This window comes from Microbacterium wangchenii, from assembly GCF_004564355.1.
In the GTDB taxonomy this organism is placed as follows: Bacteria; Actinomycetota; Actinomycetes; order Actinomycetales; family Microbacteriaceae; genus Microbacterium; species Microbacterium wangchenii.
This window is the reverse complement of sequence record NZ_CP038266.1, coordinates 3,206,953-3,228,633: the sequence shown is the minus strand read 5'-3', so window position 1 is coordinate 3,228,633 and position 21,681 is coordinate 3,206,953. Positions and strand designations below refer to the sequence as shown.

General features: G+C 72.1%; 18 protein-coding genes. 12 read left to right on the top strand and 6 right to left on the bottom strand.

What is annotated here, in order from left to right; genetic code table 11:
• Positions 1 to 7 precede the first annotated feature (7 nt).
• Positions 8 to 1,822 carry a bifunctional metallophosphatase/5'-nucleotidase gene (locus E4K62_RS15695; RefSeq protein ID WP_135069114.1) on the top strand — a complete coding sequence of 605 codons (1,815 nt, stop codon included), beginning with the start codon at positions 8 to 10 and terminating at the stop codon, positions 1,820 to 1,822.
• Positions 1,823 to 1,826: 4 nt separating this feature from the next.
• On the opposite strand, the gene E4K62_RS15690 is transcribed toward E4K62_RS15695, so the two are convergent.
• A complete protein-coding gene (locus E4K62_RS15690; protein WP_167747814.1) occupies positions 1,827 to 2,576 on the bottom strand; it encodes an IclR family transcriptional regulator in 750 nt (249 codons plus the stop codon).
• Positions 2,577 to 2,668: 92 nt separating this feature from the next.
• On the opposite strand from E4K62_RS15690, the gene E4K62_RS15685 reads away from it, so the two are divergent.
• The 7 genes from E4K62_RS15685 to E4K62_RS15655 all read left to right on the top strand — a co-directional run bounded on the left by E4K62_RS15685 (position 2,669) and on the right by E4K62_RS15655 (position 10,651).
• Positions 2,669 to 3,529 (top strand): fumarylacetoacetate hydrolase family protein, encoded by an 861-nt coding sequence (locus E4K62_RS15685; protein WP_135069108.1) that lies wholly within the window; start codon positions 2,669 to 2,671, stop codon positions 3,527 to 3,529.
• Positions 3,522 to 4,508 carry a glycerophosphodiester phosphodiesterase family protein gene (locus E4K62_RS15680; protein ID WP_135069106.1) on the top strand — a complete coding sequence of 329 codons (987 nt, stop codon included), beginning with the start codon at positions 3,522 to 3,524 and terminating at the stop codon, positions 4,506 to 4,508. The genes E4K62_RS15685 and E4K62_RS15680 overlap by 8 nt, the downstream gene beginning before the upstream one ends.
• Positions 4,509 to 4,526: 18 nt before the next feature.
• Positions 4,527 to 5,384, top strand: a complete 858-nt coding sequence (locus E4K62_RS15675; RefSeq protein WP_135069103.1) for an SMP-30/gluconolactonase/LRE family protein — start codon at positions 4,527 to 4,529, stop codon at positions 5,382 to 5,384.
• Positions 5,377 to 6,120 carry an SDR family NAD(P)-dependent oxidoreductase gene (locus E4K62_RS15670; RefSeq protein ID WP_167747813.1) on the top strand — a complete coding sequence of 248 codons (744 nt, stop codon included), beginning with the start codon at positions 5,377 to 5,379 and terminating at the stop codon, positions 6,118 to 6,120. Before E4K62_RS15675 ends, E4K62_RS15670 begins: the two co-directional genes overlap by 8 nt.
• 53 nt (positions 6,121 to 6,173) lie before the next feature.
• Positions 6,174 to 9,005 (top strand): FAD-binding and (Fe-S)-binding domain-containing protein, encoded by a 2,832-nt coding sequence (locus E4K62_RS15665; protein WP_135071459.1) that lies wholly within the window; start codon positions 6,174 to 6,176, stop codon positions 9,003 to 9,005.
• Between the two features lie 207 nt (positions 9,006 to 9,212).
• Entirely contained in the window at positions 9,213 to 9,926 is a 714-nt protein-coding gene (gene deoD / locus E4K62_RS15660) for a purine-nucleoside phosphorylase (RefSeq protein WP_135069097.1), read from the top strand.
• A 62-nt stretch (positions 9,927 to 9,988) separates the two neighbouring features.
• A complete protein-coding gene (locus tag E4K62_RS15655) occupies positions 9,989 to 10,651 on the top strand; it encodes a pentapeptide repeat-containing protein (RefSeq protein ID WP_167747812.1) in 663 nt (220 codons plus the stop codon).
• Positions 10,652 to 10,663: 12 nt separating this feature from the next.
• Here E4K62_RS15655 and E4K62_RS15650 read toward each other — a convergent pair whose 3' ends face one another.
• The gene (locus E4K62_RS15650; RefSeq protein ID WP_135069091.1) at positions 10,664 to 11,677 is read right to left on the bottom strand and encodes an NADPH:quinone reductase; all 1,014 of its coding nucleotides are present in this window, start codon (positions 11,675 to 11,677) and stop codon (positions 10,664 to 10,666) included.
• A 170-nt stretch (positions 11,678 to 11,847) separates the two neighbouring features.
• Between E4K62_RS15650 and E4K62_RS15645 the strand changes: the two genes are divergently transcribed.
• The 3 genes from E4K62_RS15645 to E4K62_RS15635 all read left to right on the top strand — a co-directional run bounded on the left by E4K62_RS15645 (position 11,848) and on the right by E4K62_RS15635 (position 14,018).
• Positions 11,848 to 12,360 (top strand): hypothetical protein, encoded by a 513-nt coding sequence (locus E4K62_RS15645; protein ID WP_135069088.1) that lies wholly within the window; start codon positions 11,848 to 11,850, stop codon positions 12,358 to 12,360.
• A 99-nt stretch (positions 12,361 to 12,459) separates the two neighbouring features.
• Positions 12,460 to 13,197 (top strand): ABC transporter ATP-binding protein, encoded by a 738-nt coding sequence (locus tag E4K62_RS15640; RefSeq protein ID WP_135069085.1) that lies wholly within the window; start codon positions 12,460 to 12,462, stop codon positions 13,195 to 13,197.
• A complete protein-coding gene (locus E4K62_RS15635) occupies positions 13,197 to 14,018 on the top strand; it encodes a hypothetical protein (RefSeq protein ID WP_135069082.1) in 822 nt (273 codons plus the stop codon). Before E4K62_RS15640 ends, E4K62_RS15635 begins: the two co-directional genes overlap by 1 nt.
• A 128-nt stretch (positions 14,019 to 14,146) precedes the next feature.
• Here the strand turns inward: E4K62_RS15635 and E4K62_RS15630 are convergent, their stop codons facing one another.
• From E4K62_RS15630 to E4K62_RS15615, 4 genes are all read right to left on the bottom strand, one after another.
• On the bottom strand, positions 14,147 to 14,941 hold the full coding sequence (locus E4K62_RS15630; RefSeq protein WP_135069079.1) for an SDR family NAD(P)-dependent oxidoreductase: 795 nt from the start codon (positions 14,939 to 14,941) through the stop codon (positions 14,147 to 14,149).
• A 178-nt stretch (positions 14,942 to 15,119) separates the two neighbouring features.
• Positions 15,120 to 16,088 (bottom strand): NAD-dependent epimerase/dehydratase family protein, encoded by a 969-nt coding sequence (locus tag E4K62_RS15625; protein ID WP_135069076.1) that lies wholly within the window; start codon positions 16,086 to 16,088, stop codon positions 15,120 to 15,122.
• On the bottom strand, positions 16,085 to 18,763 hold the full coding sequence (locus E4K62_RS15620; protein WP_282445002.1) for an alpha/beta fold hydrolase: 2,679 nt from the start codon (positions 18,761 to 18,763) through the stop codon (positions 16,085 to 16,087). Before E4K62_RS15620 ends, E4K62_RS15625 begins: the two co-directional genes overlap by 4 nt.
• Complete coding sequence (locus E4K62_RS15615) at positions 18,757 to 19,803, bottom strand: 3-oxoacyl-ACP synthase III (protein ID WP_135069070.1); 1,047 nt, start codon at positions 19,801 to 19,803, stop codon at positions 18,757 to 18,759. Before E4K62_RS15615 ends, E4K62_RS15620 begins: the two co-directional genes overlap by 7 nt.
• A 186-nt stretch (positions 19,804 to 19,989) precedes the next feature.
• Between E4K62_RS15615 and E4K62_RS15610 the strand changes: the two genes are divergently transcribed.
• Positions 19,990 to 21,642: an ABC1 kinase family protein gene (locus E4K62_RS15610; RefSeq protein ID WP_135069067.1), complete on the top strand. Its 1,653-nt coding sequence runs from the start codon at positions 19,990 to 19,992 to the stop codon at positions 21,640 to 21,642.
• The last annotated feature ends 39 nt before the right edge of the window (positions 21,643 to 21,681 follow it).

The following is a 21,681-nucleotide window of genomic DNA, read 5'->3' as shown; positions in this document are numbered from 1 at the left end:
GGCGATCATGGCATCCACCCGCCGCCGCGCGCTGATGGCGACCGTCGTCGCCGCCGTCCTCACCGGGTCTGCGCTCGCCGCACCCGCCGTCGCATCCGAGGCCGCACCCATCGACGTGCAGGTCCTGGCGATCACGGATCTGCACGGGTACCTCAGTCCGCCGGCCGACCAGGCCAACGGCACCATCGGCACCTCGGACGGGCGCGTGCTCAGCGTCGGCGGCGCGGCGTACCTCGCCACGCACCTCGACGCCGCCGCGGAGGGCGTGGACAACTCCCTCCGGGTCAGCAACGGCGACAGCTTCACGGGCTGGCAGTGGCAGGTCACGATGACCCGCGACGAGCCGACGATCGAGGTTCTGAACGCGCTGGACATCGAGGCGTCGACCGTCGGCAACCACGAGCTCGACATCTCCGAGTGGTTCCTCGCCGACCATATGGCCGCCGGCGATTGCGACGGCGATCCGGGGATGTGCTTCCCGCAGTCCGACGGCACCGCCTTCGCCGGGGCCGACTTCCCGTTCCTCGCCGGCAACCTCACACGCACGCCCGATGGGAGCGAGCCCTTCGCGGCCTCCTACGTGCGCGAGGTCCGCGGTGAGGGCGGGGTGACGCGCAAGGTCGGCGTCATCGGCGTCACCACGCCGGCCGTGGAGCGGATCTTCGCGTCGTATCAGGTGGGTGCGCTGCAGGCGGGGGAGATGCTGGACGCCGTGGACGCCGAGGCAGAGCGCCTCGCAGCCCAGGGCGTGAACGCGATCGTCGTGCTCGCGCACGAGGGTGCCTCGACCACGGGCACGTTCGATCAGTGCGCCGATGTGCAGGGTCCCATCGTCGACCTGGCGGCGCACGCGAGCCCCCTCGTCGACGTCATCGTGGGTGGCCACTGGCACACCGCCTTCTCGTGCATGCTGCCCGGCCCCGACGGCACGGAGCGGCCGGTGATCTCGCCCGGGCACCACGGGCGGCTGTTCGCCGACATCCGATTCGACGTCGATGCGGTCACCGGCGACGTCGTGCCCGGCACGGCAGCGGCGACGAACGTCCCGGTCACGCGGGACATCCCCGCCGACGCGGGGATCGCCGCGACCGTGGACTACTGGAACGGCGTGGGCGGGCAGCTGTGGGCCGATCCGCTCGGCACCGTCACCGCCGACGTGCCTATGACCCTCGATGACACCGGTGAATCCCCGATGAAGAACCTCGTCGCCGACGCCTACCGCGACATCGGCGGCGAGAACCTCGGCACGCGTCCCGATCTGGCGATGGTCGAGCCCTATCAGGTGCGCGGCGGCATCTCCCACGCCGTCGGCACGAACGCCGCCGATGCTCCGGCCCGCGTGCTGTTCGGCGAGGCATGGGCGGCTCAGGGCCGCGGATCGTCGATCGTCACCGGGCGGCTGACCGGGGCGCAGATCCGTGACGCCCTCGAGCAGCAGTGGCGGACGGATGCGGCCGGCGCCGAGCAGTACGTGCCCCTCGGCCTCTCCGGCGTCACGGTTGTGGCCAACCCGACGCAGCCGGAGGGTCAGCGCATAAAGAGCGTGCGCGTCGACGGCCGGCCTCTACTGGCCCATCACTCTTACGTGGTGTCGATGTCGTCGCGCCTGGCCCTCGGAATGGACGGCTTTCCGGCGCTGGCGGACCCGCGTGACCCGGTCCGCTCCGACATGGACTACTTCGCGTTCACGTCCTGGTGGGGCGGACAGGATGTCGTGACGCCGCCGGCGACGGACCGCGTGGACTTCCGCTGCGGGCCGGCGTGGAGCCGGCCGGGCTGGCCGGTGCTGCCGCCGAACGTCCCGGGCGGGTCGTGCGGGTGAGCGCTCAGCGGCTGCGGGCGCTCAGCTCCCGCAGCCGCGCGCCGAGGCGTTCGATGACCGGCGGGGTCATGCGGGTGATCGGTCCGGAGACGCTCAGCGCGTGCTGCCTGCCGTGGCCGGCGCCGCCGACGATGGCGGCGACGCAGATGGCGCCGCGCTCGTTCTCTTCGAAGTCGATCGCATACCCACGATCACGGGTCTGCTGCAGATCGTCCTGGAGGATGCGTGCCTCGTCGCCGTCGGGCATGTCCGCACCCAGTGCGAAGCGCAGCTGGTCGTCGTCGAGCGAGGCGAGGATCGCCTTGCCGAGTGCCGTGGACCGCGCGCTGTGCAGACTGCCGACCTCAGCGGTCATCCGCAGGCTCAGGGGACTCTCCACGATCGCGAGGTACTGGATGTGATCGCCGACCAGCACGCCCAGGTTGACCGTCTCGTGGAATTCGTCGCGAAGGTCGTTCATGACCGGCAGGAGGTCGGCGACGACGTCCTGCCCCTTCATGAGGGCCGACGACATGGCCAGCAGCTGCGGACCGGGCACGTAGCGCTTGTGCGCATCCCGGATCGCGAGCCCGCGTTCCTCGAGCGTGTTCAGGATGCGGTAGACGGCAGCCTTCTCGATCCCGCTCGCCTCGGCGATCTCGCGCAACGTCTGCGCCTCGCCGAAGACCAGCGCTTCGAGAACGTCCACCGCCTTCGAGAGCACACCGACCGTGTGGGATCTGGGTCGCGTGACCGTCTCATCGGATGCGGCCATGTTGTTCCCCCTCTGCACACCGCGATTCGCGATGCGCATTGAAAGTTTGATAAGTAAACTGTAACACCCGCATGCCGAAACAGGAGGAACGGATGAGATTCGCGCGAGTAGGCCGACCCGGGGCCGAGCAACCGGTCGTGGCGCGCGGCGACGCCCTGTTCGACCTCACGCCGATCACGGCCGATATCGACGGTGCTTTCCTCGCCGACCCCACCGCCCGCGCGCGCGTGGCCGTCGCGCTGGAGGACGGGAGCCTCCCGCAGCTGCCCGCCGACGAAGCTCGCCGCTTCGGACCGCCGATCGCGCGGCCCCACGCTCTGCTGTGCATCGGGCTGAATTATGCAGCCCACGCCGCCGAGTCCGGCGCTGCCGCTCCGACCGAGCCCATCCTGTTCCTCAAGACCCCCAACACCCTGTGCGGTCCCGACGATGACCTGGTGCTCCCTCCGGGAAGCCGCAAGACCGACTGGGAGGTCGAGCTCGGCGTTGTCATCGGCACGCCGGCGTACCGGCTGAAGGACCCGTCGGACGCGTGGGCGCACATCGCGGGATACGTCCTCGCCGACGACGTCTCGGAGCGCGAGTACCAGCTCGAACGTCCCGGCGGACAGTGGTCCAAGGGCAAGATCTCGCCCGGATTCACGCCCGCCGGCCCCTTCCTGGTCACCGCCGACGAGATCGACCCGGGCAACCTCGGTATCCGCAGCCGCGTCAACGGAGAGGTCCGGCAGGACTCCACGACCGCCGATCTCATCTTCCCCGTCGAGTTCCTGGTGTGGCACCTCAGCCAGTACGTGCGGCTGGAGGCTGGCGATCTGGTGCTGACGGGCACGCCCGAGGGTGTCGCGCTGTCCGGACGGTTCCCGTACCTCGCCGACGGCGACCGTGTCGAGGTGGAGATCGACGGGCTCGGCGCGCAGTCGCGGCGCGTCGTGGCCGGCGCGGATGACTGAACGAGGAAGCCGTCTCCGCACACCGTGGGTGATCGGCCACCGCGGGGCACCGGGACATCGCCCCGAGCACTCCCGCGCATCGTATGAGACGGCGATCCGGCTCGGCGTGGATGCCGTCGAACCCGACGTCGTGCTTTCGGCCGACGGCGTGCCGATGGTGCTGCACGAGACGGAGCTGTCGGCCACGACCGATGTCGCCCGCAGGCCGGAGTTCGCCGAGCGCCGCACCGTCAAGGTCGTCGACGGATCCTCGCGCGACGGGTGGTTCGCGGAGGACTTCACGAGCGTCGAATTGCAGGGGCTGCGCCGGCACGAGCGCTGGCCGCACCTGCGCCCCGGCAGCGCGGCGAGCGAGGGCGGCGCCGTCCTGACGCTCGCCGAGCTCATCGGTCTCGTGGACGACACCGCCGGGGGCGAGTGCGCGCTGGTCATCGAGCTGAAGCACTCGGACCACCTGCGCGCGCACGGGCTGGATCTCGAGCGTGCGGTGATCGACGTGCTCGCCGCCTCCCCGCGGCCGGACGGCCGCACGCGCACCGTTCTGGTGGAGAGCTTCGAGCCGGAGGCGCTCCGGCGCATGCGCGCAGCCGGATTTCGCGGCGACAGCGCCCTCCTGCGGGAGGGCGGCTCACTCGCCCAGGTGCTCGAGCAGGCCGAGGCCGCATTCGGTCCCGCAGGGCGCGACGGGGATGGCCCCGCCTACCTCAGCATCGACAAGGACCTCGTCCTGCAGCATCCGGAGGGCGCCGCGGCGGCGGTCCGCGCGATCCGGGGCGAGGGATGGCGGCCTCTCGTGTGGACGCTGCGCCCCGAGAACACGTTCCTCGCACCCCGCTACCGGCGGGGGGACGACCCGGCCGCCCACGGGGACTACGTCGGTGAGTGGCGCGAGCTCCTCGAGGCGGGGGTGGACGGCGTGTTCGTCGACCACCCGGATCTCTTCATCCGTGCACTCACTCCCACGGCCACCGCGGGCTGAACCGGAAGGCGCAAGGACATGGACGTAGACGCAGAACTCTGGTGGGCCACGGGGCACGGACTCGGGGAGTCCGCGCGCTGGTTCGGCGGTGCCTACCACTGGGTGGACATCGAGACCGGATCGGTGCTGCGCGCCCGATCCGACGGACCTCTCGAGCGCACCGAACTCGGGGGAACGGTCTCGGCCGTTTTCGACGCGGGCGACGGATGTGAGGGCGTCGTCGCCGGCGACCGCATCCTCGTGCTGCGGGAAGGGCGGATCGAGCGGGAGCACCCTCTCCCCGACCTCGCCGACCGGCACGGGCGCACCAACGACGCGCGGGTCGATCCGCGGGGGCGGCTGTGGGTCGGCACGGTGGGACGAGGAGCAGACGCCCGCGCCGCGGTGCTGTGGCGCCTCGACGCGGCCGCGCCCACCGTCGTGCGCTCCGGACTCACGCTGTCGAACGGGCTGGACTTCGACGCCGACGGCACCGCATACCACGCCGACACGTTCGATCGCGTGGTGTACCGCTACCGCCTCGATCCGGACGGCGGTATCGCGCAGGTCGAGGAGGCCGTGCGCGTCGACGGGCTCCCCGACGGGCTGTGCCTCGACGCCGGCGGCGGGTTGTGGATCGCCCTGTGGGGCGGGGGCCGCGCGGAGAGGTATGACAGTGACGGCCGGCGCACGCACGTCATCCGCACCCCCGGCGCGTCGCAGGTGACGTCGCTGTGCTTCGGCGGCCCGCAGCTGGACGAAGTGCTCCTCACCACGGCCGCCGAGGATGTCGACGAGCCGCACGCCGGTGCGGTGTTCCGTGCGCGTGTCGATGTCGCGGGAAAAGCCGAATCCAGATGGACACCGGAACAGGAGGCGGGTGCGAGCCATGACTGAGGGCGCAACAGGACGGGTGGCCGTCGTCACCGGAGGAAGCCGCGGCATCGGCCGTGCGATCGCCGAGCGCTTGGCCGCGGACGGGCATCGCGTGGTCGTGATCGACGTCGATGCCGCCGTCGAGGAGGTCGCCCGGTCGGCCGGGTGGCGCGGCATCGTGGCCGACGTCTCCGATGAGGCCGCCGTCGACGGGGCCTTCGCGTCGATCCTCGAGCAGGAGGGGCGGGTGGACGTGCTCGTGAACAACGCCGCGCTCACCGGCGTGCACCGGCCGTGGGAGAGCGTCTCGGTCGCCGACTGGGACGAGCTCATGGCCGTGAACCTCCGCTCGGTGTTCCTGTGCTCGCGGGCCGCTGCGCGCGACATGCGCGAACGCCGATGGGGGCGGATCGTGAACATCTCGTCGGTGACGTTCGCGCTCGGGATGCGGAACCTCGTCGACTACGTCGCCTCGAAGGGAGGCGTCGTCGGTTTCACGCGCGCCTTCGCGCGGGAGGTGGGGCAGGACTTCATCACCGTCAACGCCGTCTCGCCGGGATCCATCCAGACCGAGGCCGACATCGCCAACTTCCCCGATCAGGACGCCATCGCCGCCGCGCAGGCGGAGGTTCAGGCTCTCCCGCGCCGCGGCATGCCGGCCGACATCGCTGCGGCGGTATCGTTCCTGGCGGGAGACGACGCGTCATTCATCACCGGACAGACCCTCGGCGTCGACGGCGGATGGATCATGGCCTGACGCGTTCCCGACGTTCCCCGGTCGATCACTGCGAAGGGTGATGCACGATGGCAATGGACCCCACGGGTACGGCGACGCTGCCCGCGCCCGCCGCAGAGCTGCTGCGCAACCTCGGCACGGCCGGTGTCGACGTGCGCACCCGCGCGACCGACCGGCTCGCGGCCGCCCATGACGGATCCCATTACCTCCTGACCCCCCAGGCCGTCGTGAAGGCGAAGGACGCCTCCGACGTGGCGGCGACCATGCGCGCCGCGCACGAGTCCGGCGTCCCCGTCACCTTCCGCTCGGGCGGGACGAGCCTGTCCGGTCAGGCCGGAACCGGCGGTGTGCTCATCGACACGCGCACGCACTTCCGCGGCATCACGGTGCTCGACGACGGCGCCCGCGTGCAGACCGGCCCGGGCGCCACGGTGCGGGCGGTCAACCTCCGCCTCGCGCGGCACGGGCGCAAGATCGGGCCCGACCCGGCGAGCGAGATCGCCTGCACGATCGGGGGCGTGGTCGCCAACAACTCCAGCGGCATGTGCTGCGGCACCCACGCCAACACGTACCGCACGCTGGACTCCGCGGTCCTCGTCCTGCCCTCCGGCACCGTCATCGATACGTCGTCGCCGGATGCGGACGAGATCCTCCGGGCCCGGGAGCCGCGCATCCACACGGGACTCCTCGCCCTGCGCGACCGCGTTCGGGCCGACCCCGCCTCGCTGCGCACGATCGAGAAGCTCTACGCCATCAAGAACACGATGGGCTACGGCCTCAACTCGTTCGTCGACCACGATCGCGCGATCGACATCCTCGAGCACCTGGTCATCGGCAGCGAGGGCACCTTGGCGTTCGTGGCCGAGGCCACCTTCCGCACCGTGCCGATGCCCACCCACGTCGCGACGGGGCTCCTGGTGTTCCCGACGCTGGATGCGGCCACCGCGGCCCTTCCGGCCCTCGTGGCAGCGGGATTCGCCGCGATCGAGCTGATGGATGCCACGAGCCTGCGCGTCGCGCAACGCGACCCCGACGCCACGGCCGAGCTGCGGGGGCTCGAGGTCGCCGGACACGCGGCGCTGCTCGTCGAGCACCAGGCCGAGACGGCCGGCGGGCTGGACGAGCTCGTGTCGGCGTCTGGTCCGCTGCTGTCGGCGCTGGAGCTGGCCGTGCCGGCCGTGCTCACGACCGACCCGGCGATCCGCGCGCAGCTGTGGCATATCCGCAAGGGACTGTTCACCGCGGTGGCGGGGGCACGTCCCTCCGGGACGACCGCGCTCCTGGAAGACATCGCGGTCCCCGTGGAGCGACTGCTCGACACGTGCACGAGCCTCATCGAGCTGTTCGACCGGCACGGCTACGAGGACAGCGTGATCTTCGGGCACGCCAAGGACGGCAACATCCACTTCCTTCTCAACGAACGCTTCGACGACCCCCGGTCGCTGCTGCGCTACGAGGCCTTCACGGAGGAGATGGTCGAACTCGTCCTCTCCCAGGGCGGCACGCTCAAGGCCGAGCACGGCACCGGCCGCATCATGGCGCCGTTCGTGCGCCGCCAGTATGGCGACGAGCTGTACGACGTGATGCGCGAGCTGAAGGCGCTCGTCGACCCGGAGGGGCTCCTGAACCCGGGGGTGCTCCTCGCCGAGGACCCGAGCGCCCACGTGCGCGACCTGAAGATCGTCCACACCGTGGAGGAGGAGGTCGACCGGTGCGTGGAGTGCGGTTACTGCGAGCCGGTGTGCCCCAGCAAGGACCTGACCCTCACGCCCCGTGAGCGCATCGTCCTGCGGCGGGAGATGGCGCGGGCCGAAGCTGCCGGCGACACCGCGCTCGCCGAGCAGCTGCGGTCGGAGTACGACTACGACGGCGTGCAGACGTGCGCCGTGGACGGCATGTGCCAGACCGCGTGCCCCGTGCTCATCAACACCGGTGACCTCGTGCGGCGTCTGCGCGCGGAGAACCAGAACGCGCTCGCACAGGCCGGGTGGACGCTCGCAGCGAAGCAGTGGGGCACGGTCAGTCGCGTCGGCGGGATGGCGCTGTCGGTGGCGGATGCCGTTCCGGGGGCACTGCCGGCGGCGGCCACGACGGTCGCGCGGGCCGTGCTCGGGGATGACGTGGTTCCGAAGTACAGCGGAGACCTGCCCGCGGGGGGTGCGAAGCGCCGGCCGTTCACCGAACCGGGCGCCGTCGCGGTGTACTTCCCCAGCTGCACCACGACGATGTTCGGCCCCGCCGAACCCGGTGCGCGCGGCGCATCCGAATCGTTCCGCGAGCTGTGCGCGCGAGCGGACGTGCCGCTGGCGACGCCGGCCGACATCCCGTCGCTGTGCTGCGGGACGCCGTGGAAGTCGAAGGGACTGACCGACGGGTACGCGGCGATGAAGGACCGTGTCGCCGCATCCCTGCGGGCGGCCACGCGCGAAGGCCGGCTGCCCGTCGTGTGCGACGCCTCGTCCTGCACGGAGGGCCTGGAAGTGCTGCTGGAGGCGGCGGGCGACGCGGGCATCCGCGTTCTCGACGCCGTCCAGTTCGTCGACGAGGTGGTGCTCGAGCGTCTTCCGGCCGGGGATCGCGTCGCCTCGCTCACGATCCACCCGACGTGCTCGTCGACCCGCATGGGCATCAACCCCGCCCTCGCCCGAGTGGCTGCCGCCGCCGCGGACGAGGTGCACGTCCCCGACGACTGGGGATGCTGCGCCTTCGCCGGAGATCGCGGGATGCTGCATCCCGAACTCACCGCTTCGGCCACCGCGCCGGAGGCCGCCGAGGTCGCAGCCGGCGGGTCGGTGGCGCACGCCTCGCTCAACCGCACGTGCGAGCTCGGCATGACGCGGGCGACCGGGCACGCCTACCGGCACGTGCTCGAGGTCCTCGCCGACACCCTCCCCGGCCTGCCCTGAGCCCGCGCAGTTCCGAACTCCTCAAAACCGTGAGTGAGTGCGGTCGAAACCGTCCCAACCAGCGCCTACGGCGGCGGAATTGAGGAGTTCGAGCAGCGCGGAGGCTGCACAGAGAGCGCCCGCGGGCGAGCCGATGGGTGCCATTGCTGTCACCCTGGTCTTCGAGCCGTCGCCTTGACGAGCCCCGTCCCCACCCGAAAGGTCGCCATGACCACTGCTCACATCGCCGCCGCCCCCGGCGACTTCGCTTCCGACGTCCTCCTGCCCGGCGACCCCCGCCGCGCGCGCCGCATCGCGGAGACGTTCTTCGACGAGCCGCGGCTGGTCACCGACGTGCGCGGCATCCTGGGGTTCACCGGATCCATCGGCGGCCGCCCGATCTCGGTACTGGCATCGGGGATGGGTATGCCGTCGGTGTCGATCTACGCCACCGAGCTCGCGCGGGCCTTCGGCGTCACCCGCATCGTGCGCACCGGGACGCTCGGTGCCATGCAGGAGGACGTCGCGATCGGCGATGTCGTCATCGCCTCCGCGGCGCACACGGATTCGGCCATGAGTGAGCTGCGCATCCCCGGTGTGCACTTCAGTCATGCCCCCTCGTTCGCGCTGTTGCGCGACGCCGTCGCCGTCGCCACGGACAGGGGCCTGCGCACTCACGTGGGCGCCGTGTTCACGAGCGACAGCTTCTACGGCGTCCGCCCGGAGACCACGGCCGGCCTCACCGCGCACGGCGTCCTGGCCGTGGAGATGGAGGCCGCCGGCCTCTACGCCGTCGGTGCGGCGGAGGGCATCGAGACGCTCATGGTCGGCACCATCAGCGACCATCTGCTGCGCGAGGAGGAGATGACCGCGCAGCAGCGCGAGACGACCTTCGTCGACATGGTCACGGTGGCCCTCGGCTCCTTGGGCTTCGCCGTCTGATCGTCGGCGGTGTGTGCCGGGGAGGGACGAGCGGCGTGGTGGCGGGGCGCAGACTGGATGATGTGACCCGACCCACCCCGCTGCAGCAGCCCCGCATCCAATCCCCGAACCTTCCGGCTCTGGCCGATGCCGACGCACGCGATCTGCGCGCGGGCGGCTCCTACGAGGCATCCCGGTTCACCGGCGCGGATGTGGCCGGAAGGGACCTCTCCGGCGCGCGGTTCCTGGAATGCGAGCTCTCCGAGTGGTCGGCTCACGACGCGGTGCTGCAGGCCGCGGAGTTCTCGCAGGTGCGCATCGACCGCCTCAACGCGCCCACCCTGCGCGCCGGGCGGACGCGCCTGCGCGAGGTCGAGATCCTCGCGTCGCGATTGGGCTCCGTCGAGCTGTACGACGCAGCGCTCTCGGACGTCGTCGTCGCCGATTCGAAGATCGGCTGGATCAACCTGCGCGCCGGCGAGCTTCGCGACGTGGTCTTCCGCAACTGCCGGTTCGACGAGATCGACCTGAGCGGTGCGCGGCTGAACCGCGTGGCGTTCGAGGGCTGCACGGCGGGCCGTCTCGACCTGGCGGCCAGCCGGCTCCAACACGTGGACCTGCGGGGGCTGCGGTTCGACGCCGTGGACGGGCCGGCGGGCCTGGCCGGAGCCACGATCGACCACGACCAGCTCGCCATGATGGCGGAGATGTTCGCCGCGCACCTGGGCGTCCACGTGCGCGGCTGAGCGCTGCGGGGCTCACACCCGGATGAGGACCTTGCCCACCGTCCCCTGTTCGACGGCGTCATGCGCCGCCGCCGTCTCGGCCAGCGAGAACCACGTGAGGGGCAGACCCGCCTCTTCTCCCACGGGGAGCGCGCCGTCCTCCAGCGCCGCCGTGATGTCGGCTGCCGCGGCCTCCCACGCCTCGGCACCCACGGTGTACAGGAGGACCCCCTGTATGCGGAGGTTCTTCGCGAAGCTCGGGCGGATGGGCATCGCGAACGTCTCGCCGCCGTCGTCGGCGTAGTACGCGATCGACCCGTGATCGGCGGCGATGGCGGCATCCACCTCCGCGTTGGCGGCGATCGAGACCTCCACGATGTGATCGACGCCGTCCGGCGCGAGTTCGCGCACGCGGGCGGCGACATCCTCGGAGGTGTAGTCGACCGTGTGGTCGGCGCCGGCGGCACGGGCCAGCGTCGCCTTGGCGGGCGACGAGATCGTCGCGATCACGGTGGCCCCGGCCCATCGGGCGAGCTGGATGGCGGCGTGCCCCACCGCACCCGCGCCGCCGGCCACCAGGACCGTGCGACCCTCCAGGGCGCCGGGATGCAGTCGTGCCGGGCCGTGCTCGTGCACGGTGAGCGCGCGGTGCGCGGTCATGGCGGGCACGCCGAGAGAAGCCCCGACCGCCATGTCGACGCCCTCGGGCAGCCTGACCGCGCGCGCGGCGGGCACCACCACCTGCTCCTGCGCGGTGCCGGTGGGGCGCCCGTGCTGCGCGAGGTGCAGCCACACCCGGTCGCCGACCCGGAGATCCGTGACACCGTCGCCGACCGCATCCACCACCCCCGCGCCATCCTGATTCGGGACGATCTCGGCGAAGTCGTCGCGGCGGGTGGTTCCCACCCGCGCCTTCCAATCGGTGGGGTTCACGCCGGACACCTCGACGCGCACGCGTACTTCGCCCTGGCCCGGTTCCGCCGGATCGCGGTCGACGAGGGAGAGGACGGAGGAGTCGCCGGGGGAGGAGTACACGATGGCCTTCATGCCAGCACGGTACCGGCACTCCGCCCCCATCGCGGTGGGCTTGACCCGCGGCCGGTATCCGCATGACCGCGGTCGCCGTGACACGGCAGTATCGCGACGCACCGTGGCGGTCGCGGGAGGGCGCCGGCGGGCTCCGCGGCGGAGGCTGGCGGAGACGAGGAGGGATTCACATGAGCCATTCGCGGTGGTCTGTTCGGTCCGTGGTGGGGGTCGGCCGCGTGCCGCCGCGTTTCGCGCAGCTGGTGACCCTGCCCCGCTACGACTACCTCGATGCCTTCACGCTGGAGTTCCCGGAAGCCGACCGCTGGTCGGCCGAGCAGTGGGCGCGAGCCATGTTCATCGACGACCGTCCGCTGCTCCTCCGGGCGGTCACGCGCGGGCTGCTCGGCGTCATGCTGAGTCGGCCGGGATCGCCGGACCGGATCGGCGACTACACCATCGCCGTGTCGGAGCTCGGCGTCCTGCGGGGCAGGGTGGAGTCTCCGCGCTCCGCGGATCAGGTCGTCGTCGTGGTGGCGGGGGACTCCGTGTCGCTGGTGACGGCGGTGCACCGGGCCACCCCGTCCGGCAGGCGCATGTGGGCGGTCATCTCGCATCTCCATCGCTTCTTCGCCCCGCGGGTGCTGAGGTATGCCGCGGCGCGTCTGCCGGTCACTCGGCTGACCGTCCGCGCCGGCGCGTGACGGCGGAGCCCTCGCCGGCCGAGCGTTCTGTTCGGGCGGCCAGGGCCGACTGTCCTCGCGGACGGGGTGCTCGTCCGCCGCCAGGGCGACGCTGGCGGTATGGAAGAAAACAACCACACACCAGCCCTCGCCGCGCGCGGGCTGACCAAGCGCTTCGGTGCGCACACCGCCGTGGACGACGTCGGATTCGACGCCCGCGGCGGGCGCGTCACGGCCCTGCTCGGACCCAACGGGGCCGGCAAGACCACCACCATCCGCATGCTCCTGGGCCTGGCGTCCCCCGACGCCGGCGTCGCCGACATCCACGGTCGCCCGTACGCGGAGCTTCCCCATCCGGCCCGGACCGTCGGCGCCGTCCTCGACGGCGGGGGACTGCACCCCGGCCGGAGCGGCCGCGATCACCTTCGCATCGTCGCCGCCCAGATCGGCGCCGCATCCGAACGGGTCGACGCCGTGCTCGAGGAAGTGGGGCTGACGGCCGCCGCCCGCCGTCGCGTGGCGGGGTACTCCCTCGGCATGCGCCAGCGCACCGCGATCGCCGCCGCACTCCTGGGCGAGCCCACGGTGCTGGTGCTCGACGAACCCGCCAACGGCCTCGACCCCGAGGGCATGCACTGGCTGCGCGAGCGCATCCGGGCCTTCGCGGATGCGGGCGGCGCGGTGCTGCTCTCGTCCCATGTGCTCTCCGAGGTGGCCCTCGTCGCCGACGATGTGGTGGTGATCGCGCACGGGCGCGTCGTCGCCGCGGGTGACATGGCCTCCCTCGTCTCCGCCCACGGCGGGGATCTGGAGCGGTTCTATCTCGACGTCACCGCGAGCCGGGCGGGGGTGCGCTGATGTTCCGCGGAGAACTCCTGAAGCTGACCACCACGGCTGCGACGAAGGTCGCCCTCGCCGTCGGCGTGCTCGGCCTGGTCGCCACCCAGCTCGTGCTCGTCGTCCTGCTGCCCGCCCTCGCCAGCGGCACCATCGGCCCCGGCGCCGACGCCCTCGGCGACGACCTGCCCGCATCCGGTGTGGCGACAGCATCCGCCCAGCTGGCGTCGTTGAGCCCCCTCGGCGCGAGTGGCGGCGGCGGATCGCTCAGCATCGCGGCGCTCGCCGTCCTCGTGCTCGGTGTGCTCGCCGGCACCACGGACTACCGGTTCGGGGGCATCGTGCCCACCGCGCTGGCAGAACCGCGGCGCGGACGGATCCTGGCGGCGAAGGTCGGCGCCACGGCGGTGACCGGGCTCGTCCTGGGTGCTGCGTATGCGATCGTGAGCCTCGTCGCACTGCTGGTGTCGCTGCCCGCGACCGGCACGACGCTGGAGATCGGGATCCCCGACATCGCCGCCGTGATGGCGCGCGGAACGGGTGTGGTGGCGCTGCTCGCGCTCCTGGGCCTCGGCATCGGCGTCCTGGCGCGCAGCCAGCTCGCCGGCGTGCTGATCATGCTCGGCGCCGTCGTGCTGGAGCTCATGACGCAGGGCGTCGCCGTGCTCGCCACCGGTGCGTGGCCGCTGTGGGGGCAGGCGCTGCCGCTCACGCTCAGCCAGGCCGCCATCGGGAGCACGCCGTCGGAGATCCCCTCACTGGTCGCGCTGGCCGGGCTGGCCGGATGGGTCGCCCTCATCCTCGCCGCCGCGACCGTGGCGATCCGCCGACGCGACCTCTGAGCGGCTCGCGCCCGGGGCCTGGGTGAGCACCCGGGCACGCTGAAACACGCGAAAACGACTGAGACACCGCGCGACGCGCGGTGTCTCAGTCGTTTTCTGGTGTCTCGGCTGGGACGGGCGGCCTAGGGTCAGTCGAGGATGGCTCCGGCGGTGAGATTGCCCACGACGCCCGTCATCGCCGCGGCACGATCGGATGCGGCGAAGGCGAGATACTCCGCGACATCCCGCGCCCCGGGCAGGCGGCCGAGCGCCGATCCAGCCGCGGCGCCCGAGAGCCACTCGTCCGTCGACATCCCCGCGCGCGCGGCGATGCGGCCGAACATCCGGCGCGTGTACGAACCGGATGCTCCGGTGGCCAGCGCGTGCGGCCGCACGCACAGGACCCGCACCCCGGCCGGTCCGAGCTCGGCGGCGAGCGCGCGCGAGAACCCCTCGAGCCCGGCGCTCTGGGCGGCGTTGCCGATGATCCCGACGCCGCCCAGCCGGGCACCGGGTGTCGAGATGTTCTGGATGACGCCGGATCCTTGCACGGTCATGACTGCGGCAGCCGCTTTCGCGGTGACGAACGCCGCGCTGAGGTAGGTCACGACGGGGTCGAGGAACTGCTCCAGCGACGTCTCGCCGATCGGATGGCCCTGCACGTGGTCGGCGCCGATGGCGTTGAGCACGACGTCCACGCGCCCCTGGGTCCGCGCGACGTCGGCGAGGTGGCGGGCCACCGCGTCTTCGTCGAGCGCATCGACCACGTCCGCATCCGCCCGGCCGCCCTGTGCGCGGATCGTGTCCCGGGTGCGCTCGAGGGAATCGAGGGTGCGTCCCGCCAGGACGACGTGCGCCCCTTCCCGGGCGAACACCTCGCCGGCGGCCGAGCCGATGGAGCCGCCTCCGCCATAGATCACGGCCGTCTTTCCTGCCAGCAGCATGGCGCCTCCTCGTGGTGGATTATCCGCCCCTGCGTTGCGGCCCGACACTAGCGGCCGCCAGGCGAGCGCACCACGAAACACGCGAAAACGGCTGAGACACCGCGCAACGCACGGTGTCTCAGCCGGAATGTGGTGTCTCGGCTGGGGGCGGGAGGGGGAGGGGGAGGGGGAGGGGGCGTCAGGGTGCGTAGGCGAGGGCGAGGCGGCGCAGGCCCTCGTCGATCGACACCGCCGGCGACCACTCCAGTGCCCGGCGGGTGTCGCGCTGATCGAACCAGTGCGCGGTCGAGAGCTGCTCGGCGAGGAACCGGGTCATCGGAGGCTCGTCGACACCGGGCTTGATCGCCCATGCCCGCTCGATGACCGAGCCCGCGGTGCGCCCGACCCACGCCGGGATGCTCACCCGCGGGGGCCGCACACCGACCGCACGGCAGATGCCCGCGAGCAGGTCGCCCACGGGCCGGGGCTCGCCGTTGGTGAGGACGTAGGCGCGGCCGCCGGCCTGTTCGGCCCGCTCCACCGCGGCGCAGATGCCGGTGGCGGCGTTGTCGATGTAGGTCGTGTCGATGAGAGCCGTTCCGCCGTTGAGGAGGGGCAGCCGCCCCGCTCGCGCCCGCGCCACGATCCGTTCGATCAGCTGCGTGTCGCCCGGACCCCACACGAGGTGCGGACGTACCGCCACGACGTGCATCGACGGCGAATGGCGTCCCAGTGCGATGAGCTCCGCCTCCGCCTTCGTACGCGCATAGTCCCCGCGCGCCCTGGCGGGATCGGCCGGTTCTGCCCCGACGCCCGCCAGCGCCGCGCCGGCATACGCGACCGAGGGGGAGGAGACCTGCACGAAGCGGGATGCTCCGGCCCGTTCGGCCGCGTCGAGAAGGGCTCGCGTCCCACCCACGTTGACATCGCGGAATTCGGATGCGGCGCCCGCCAGCGACACCTTCGCGGCGAGATGCACGACCGCTTCGGTTCCCTCGACGGCGCGCTCGACGTCGGCGGGCGACGTGATCGAGCCGAGGACGTCGGCGGCTCCCGCCACACCGGAGGGACGTCGTTGCAGGGTGCGCACGCGATGGCCGTCGGCGATGAGCTGCGCGGCGACCGCGCGTCCGAGGAAGCCCGAGGCTCCGGTGACGAGGACGATCACGGCGCTGTCGGCCTTCCGCCGGCGAGGATCCCCTCGGCCCACCGGGAGAGCCGGGACCGGTCGATCTTGGAGTTGTGCCGGATGTCGGTGGGCAGGTGCGGCACGGCCAGGACGGCGACGAGCGGGGTGCGGGTGCTTTCCCGCACGGCGGCGGCGAGGCCCGGCTCGGCTAGGGCCGGCCGCTTGGTCGGCGGGATGGTCTCGACGACCGCGACCGCTTGGCGCAGCCCGTGGGGTCCGACCCCCACGACGGCCGCCCGGCGCACCGCCTCGACGCGTTCGACCTCCTGCTCCGGCCCGACGGGGGCGAGGGGGCCGTCCGCGGTCACCAGGACGTGCGGCATGCGCCCCTCCACCCACAGGCGGCCGTGCTCGTCCAGGTGCCCCACGTCGCCGGTCCGGTGCCAGCGCGCGCCGGGCTCGAAGGGATCGAGCCCCTCGGTGCCCCGGGCGGATTCCCGGTCGGTGAGCCACAGGCGGTCGTAGTGGTCTTTGAGGTGGGGGGCGGAGACGACGATCTCGCCGAGGACCCCCGGCTCCGCCGTCGGCGTGCCCGTCGCGCGGCCGTCCGCGTCCAGCGCGCTCACCAGCACGCGGTTGGCCCCGATCGGCATGCCCACGCACACGCCCGCATCCGGAGCCTGCGCGGCGTCGTGCACCCCGTCGAGGGTCACATCGGTGACCAGAAGGCACTCCGTCATCCCGTAGGGCGTGTGCGGGGTCGCGTTCGGCATGATCTCGGCGGCCGACTCGAGCAGGCGAGCGCTGATGGGGGCGCCGGTGGAGAGGAACGTGTGGACGCCGGCGAGCGCGGCGCGGTCTTCGGCCGTGAGGGCATCCACCGTCGCCACCACGTTGAGGACGGCGGCGGGGGAGAGGAACACGATGCCCGCACCCGACTCGCGCACGGCGGCGGCCACCGCCGTCGCGGTGAGCGTCCGCGGCGACGACACGTCCATCCGGGGCGTGACCGAGCGCGTTCCCAGGGCGGGGCCCAGCAGCGCGAACGGCGCGAACCCCGTCACCAGGCCCGTCTCCTGCGTCACCCCGAAATGATCGGCGAGCACGTCGCGGAGCGCCGCGAGCTGGCCGTGCGTGTAGGCGACCCCCTTCGCCGGGCCGGTGGACCCCGACGTGAAGAGGATGGCGGCGTCGTCGCCGGGCCCGGGCGGCTCGGGGAGCGGCTGGCCGGTGCCGGTGGCGAGGATGTCGCTGAGGCTGCAGGAGACGCCGAGCGCCACGGATGCCGCCTTCGGCAGCCGCGCGGCCGAGATCCGCACCCCCGGCCAGCCCAGGGCGCGCGCGGCGGTGAGTCCGAGGGTCTCGCCGATGATGAAGTCGGGCCACGACCCGCGGACGGCGCGCGTCAGGCCCCGGATGCCGAGGCCGGCGTCGGCGACGACGATGACCGCCCCGATCCGCAGGCACGCGTAGACGACGGCGGAGAGCGTCGGGCCGGGGGGCACGAGGAGCGACACCCGGTCGCCCTTGCGGACGCCGATGCGGGAGAGGCCCGCGGCCAGGCGCCGGACGCGATCGTCCAGCTGCCGCCAGCTCACTCGGCGGATGGCGCCGGTGCGCGTGGGGGACATGTCCACGATGGCGGTCTCGTCGTCGGCGCGACGTTCCTCCAGCCCGTGCCAGATGGGGGTGAACACCGAGTCGTCGGCATCCGGTCCCGGATGCGCCGGCGAGGTCGTGCCGGGGGCGGCCAGCCGATCACAGTGCTCGCGGAGCCAGGCCAGCACCGCCTCCGCGTACGGGCGGTCTTCGGCGACGAGGTGGCTCGCGCCTTCGAACCGGTGCACGTCGGCGTGCGGCAGGCGGTCCAGGAGATCGTCGAGGTAGCGGTCGCTGAAGATGGGGTCTTCCGGGCCCCACAGCAGGAGCGCCGGCACCTCGAGCTCGGCGACGCCCGCGGCGATGCGCTCCAGCTCGGAGTGGCTGGGGTGCCGGCGGTCGGCGGGGATGTCGGCCACGAAGCCGCCGATCGCGCGACGCCGGGCGGCCGAGCCGTAGGGAGTCCGGTAGGCCCGGCGGGTCGCCGCATCCACTCCGGGGGTGGCGAGGGCGAGCGTGGTGTCCAGGAACGCGGTGGTGGCCACCGTCGAGGCGGCGAGGACTCCGCGGGCACCGGCGAGCCGCAGGGGTGCGGGGATGGGGACGCCCTCCGGGTGGTGGACCGCCGTGTTCAGCAGCATGACGCCCCTGAGGGATTCCGGATGATCGACCGCCCAGCCGGCGGACACCACCCCGCCCCAGTCGTGGCCGAGCGTGACCACCGGCGCGTCCAGACCGAGCGCCGCCGTGAAGGCGCCGAGGTCGGCGACGCGCTGCGCGAGCGGCCGATCCACGTCCGTGCGCTCGGAGAAGCCCATGTCGAGCTGGTCGACCGCCACGACGCGCCATGCCGGGTCGCCGCGCTCGGCCGCGCGCACCGACTGCGTCACGAGCGCACGCCACAGGTAGGACCAGGTCGGGTTGCCGTGCACCGCGAGGATGGTGCCCACCACCGGGACGCCCAGGCGTGCCAGCTCCGGGCCGGTGTCGAGACAGTGCCATTCCCGCACGGCGCCGGAATCCACACCGACGCCGGGGACCGCCACGATCCGGCTGAACCCCGGCTCGAGACCAGGGAGACCCGGCGGCGGCGTCGTCGCGCCGGCGCTCACCAGGCCAGTTCCATCATCGCGGTGTTCAGGCCCGATCCGACGCCCATGAGGAGCACGCGGTCGCCCCGGTTCAGCGTCGCCTGCTCCTCGGCGAGGGTGATGGGGATCGACGCCGGTCCGACGTTCCCGTACTTCGGGAAGGTCACGGGCAGGCGGGCGCGGTCCAGCTTCGCCGCCTTCACGATCGCATTCGTGTGCACGGAGGAGACCTGGTGGGTGATGTACCGGTCCATCGACGACCAGTTCCACGGGCCGGACGCTTCCTTCCAGGCGGAGACCACGAGGTCGAGGCCGCCCTTGAGGAGCGCTTTCGCATCGGTGAACATGCCGTCGACGCTGCCGACGCACAGGTCGTGGAACTGCGTCGCCGCGCGGGTGACCCCGCCCAGGATCCGGTGGCCGTCGGGATGCTCGTCCGTGCGCCCGAGGACCGCGGCGGCTGCCCCGGAGCCGAGGGTGAGTGAGGCGAATTCGCTCATGAAGCTCGATCGGCCGATGTCGGTACCCGACAGGCGGCGGATCGTGTTGGTCTGGATCTCGTCGGCGTCCTCGCCGTTGACGACGATGGCGTAGCGGATCTGACCCGACTGGATCATGTTCGCCGCGAGGCTCATGCCGCTGACGAAACCGAGGCACGCGTTGGCGACGTCGAAGTTGATGGCGGAACTGGGCAGCCCGAGCCCGTGGTGCAGACGCACGGCCACGGACGGCTCCAGGTGCTTGCGCGAGACGGAGGTGTTGATCAGAAGACCGACGTCCGAGGGGTCGACGCCGACCTCTGCCAGGGCTCGCCGTCCCGCCGCGACCGTGGCGTCGTCGGAGGATTCCCCGGGCGCCCAGTTGCGGCGCTCGCGGACCCCGGCGACGCGCTCGAGCAGGCCCCCCGGCAGCTTCAGCCGCCGCAGTGCCGACGAGAGACGATCCTCGATCTCCTCGGATGTCGTCACTCGTCCAGGCAATGTGCTCGCCACCGACAGCAGCGAGACATTGTCAAAGCGAGTGGTCGCATTTCCGGCCACAGAACCTCCGTCGAACGCGCCCATCTGGCTCGGTCCATCAAGAGAGCAACTTTACGCTCCGCACATCTGCGTCCAGCCCAGCCAGCGCGGACGCGGCACACAGGGTATCCTTGCCCGCGCACATGGGCTCGGCGACAATGAGACGATGGCGCAAACGAGGGTGACTCCCCCCTGCATCCCGTCCTCCTCCGGCACCGGGTCAGACCGCCGGTGAGGGCCCACTTCAGCAGGTATCAGGAGATCGCCGACACGCTGACGCGTCACGGCCTCGGTTTCCTCGCCGGTGCGACGGGTCTCGCCAAGTGGGTGCCGGTCCGTCGCGGCGACGCGACCCACGCGCAGACCCGGTCGTACACGGTGCCGCAGCGGGTGCGCGTCGCGCTGGAGGAGCTCGGCCCGACCTTCGTGAAACTCGGCCAGCTGCTCTCCACCCGGCCCGACCTCCTGCCGCCGGCCTACATCATCGAACTGTCGAAGCTGCAGGATGCGGCGCCCCCGGTGCCTGCGGCCGACATCCGCGACGCCATCCAGCGCGAGCTCGGAGCCGAGCCGGAGGAGCTGTTCGCGGAGTTCGAGTGGACGCCGCTCGCGTCCGCGTCGATCGGTCAGGTGCATGCCGCGAAGCTGGAGGACGGCACCTCGGTCGTGGTGAAAGTGCGCCGCCCCGACGCGGTGCGGCAGGTGCAGGAGGATCTGGAGATCCTCAACGGCCTCGCCACGCGCGTGGACCGCGCGTGGGCGCCGGCGCGGGAATACGACGTCCGGGGCATCGTCCGCGAATTCTCCCGGACCCTCCGCGCCGAGTTGGACTACAGCCGCGAGGCTCACAACGCCGAGCGCTTCGCCGCGCAGTTCGCCGACCGGCCCGAGGTCCTCATCCCGCGCGTCTTCTGGGAGCGGACCACCTCGCGCGTGCTCACGCTGGAGCGGATGACGGGCATCAAGATCAACGATCTCGCTGCCCTCGACGCCGCGGGCGTCGACCGGCGTGCGCTTGCGCGCACCGGTGCCGACATCGTGCTGAGCATGGTCTTCGAGCACCGCTTCTTCCACGCCGATCCGCATCCGGGCAATCTCTTCGTGCACCCCGACGGCCGCATCGCCCTCATCGATTTCGGCATGGTCGGCGAGATCGATGAGGAGCTGCGCGATCGGTTCGCGGATTTCCTCATCGCCTTCACCCTCCGCAACCCCGACGCCCTGGCCGACGCGCTGGAGGGCGTCTCGGTGACCCGGGGGAATGTGGATCGCTACGAATTCCGGGAGGCGCTGCGCTCGTTCGTGGCGCTGTACTCCGACCGTTCCCTCGCCGAGGTGGGGTTCGCCCGCCTGGCCGGCGAGATGCTCGCGCTCCTCCGGGAGCAGCGGCTGCAGCTGCCGCGCGAAGTGGCGCTGATCTTCAAGGTCCTCATGATGATCGAGGGCATCGGGGTCCAGCTCGATCCGCAGTTCGATCTGACCGCCGTGCTCACCCCGTATGCCCGGCGCCTCGTGCGCGAACGGTTCGCCCCGGCGGCCATCGCCACCCGGCTGGCGCGTGCCTCCGCCGACGCCGGCACCCTCGCCCTGGAGCTGCCCACGCGCCTGCGGCGCGCGATCGCCGCGGTGGACCGCAACGGGCTCGAGGTGCACCTGCGGGCGGCGGAGCTGGAGCCGCTGGTCGGCCGGGCCGAGCGGATCGGGAACCGGCTGGTCGCCGGCGTCATCACGGCAGCTCTGATCAACGCCGTGGGTCAGTTCATCGCGCGTGACAGCCGGTGGAAGTCACGGCAGAGTGCGCTCGTGAGCGCGGGCGTGACCGTGGTCACGACGCTGAGCGGGTACCTGCTGTGGACCGCGCGGCGGCGTTCCGGGCCGAACTGACCCGGAACGCCGCACACCGCTGAGCCCGCGCAGCGCGGG

What these genes read in the sequence shown, in the direction of transcription:
- E4K62_RS15680 (WP_135069106.1), top strand. Translation starts at nt 3,522, where the DNA reads ATGACTGAACGAGGAAGCCGTCTCCGCACACCGTGGGTGATCGGCCAC.
- deoD (WP_135069097.1), top strand. Translation starts at nt 9,213, where the DNA reads ATGACCACTGCTCACATCGCCGCCGCCCCCGGCGACTTCGCTTCCGAC.
- E4K62_RS15695 (WP_135069114.1), top strand. Translation starts at nt 8, where the DNA reads ATGGCATCCACCCGCCGCCGCGCGCTGATGGCGACCGTCGTCGCCGCC.
- E4K62_RS15630 (WP_135069079.1), bottom strand. Translation starts at nt 14,941, where the DNA reads ATGCTGCTGGCAGGAAAGACGGCCGTGATCTATGGCGGAGGCGGCTCC.
- E4K62_RS15635 (WP_135069082.1), top strand. Translation starts at nt 13,197, where the DNA reads ATGTTCCGCGGAGAACTCCTGAAGCTGACCACCACGGCTGCGACGAAG.
- E4K62_RS15650 (WP_135069091.1), bottom strand. Translation starts at nt 11,677, where the DNA reads ATGAAGGCCATCGTGTACTCCTCCCCCGGCGACTCCTCCGTCCTCTCC.
- E4K62_RS15670 (WP_167747813.1), top strand. Translation starts at nt 5,377, where the DNA reads ATGACTGAGGGCGCAACAGGACGGGTGGCCGTCGTCACCGGAGGAAGC.
- E4K62_RS15690 (WP_167747814.1), bottom strand. Translation starts at nt 2,576, where the DNA reads ATGGCCGCATCCGATGAGACGGTCACGCGACCCAGATCCCACACGGTC.
- E4K62_RS15640 (WP_135069085.1), top strand. Translation starts at nt 12,460, where the DNA reads ATGGAAGAAAACAACCACACACCAGCCCTCGCCGCGCGCGGGCTGACC.
- E4K62_RS15665 (WP_135071459.1), top strand. Translation starts at nt 6,174, where the DNA reads ATGGACCCCACGGGTACGGCGACGCTGCCCGCGCCCGCCGCAGAGCTG.
- E4K62_RS15685 (WP_135069108.1), top strand. Translation starts at nt 2,669, where the DNA reads ATGAGATTCGCGCGAGTAGGCCGACCCGGGGCCGAGCAACCGGTCGTG.
- E4K62_RS15675 (WP_135069103.1), top strand. Translation starts at nt 4,527, where the DNA reads ATGGACGTAGACGCAGAACTCTGGTGGGCCACGGGGCACGGACTCGGG.
- E4K62_RS15645 (WP_135069088.1), top strand. Translation starts at nt 11,848, where the DNA reads ATGAGCCATTCGCGGTGGTCTGTTCGGTCCGTGGTGGGGGTCGGCCGC.
- E4K62_RS15615 (WP_135069070.1), bottom strand. Translation starts at nt 19,803, where the DNA reads ATGGGCGCGTTCGACGGAGGTTCTGTGGCCGGAAATGCGACCACTCGC.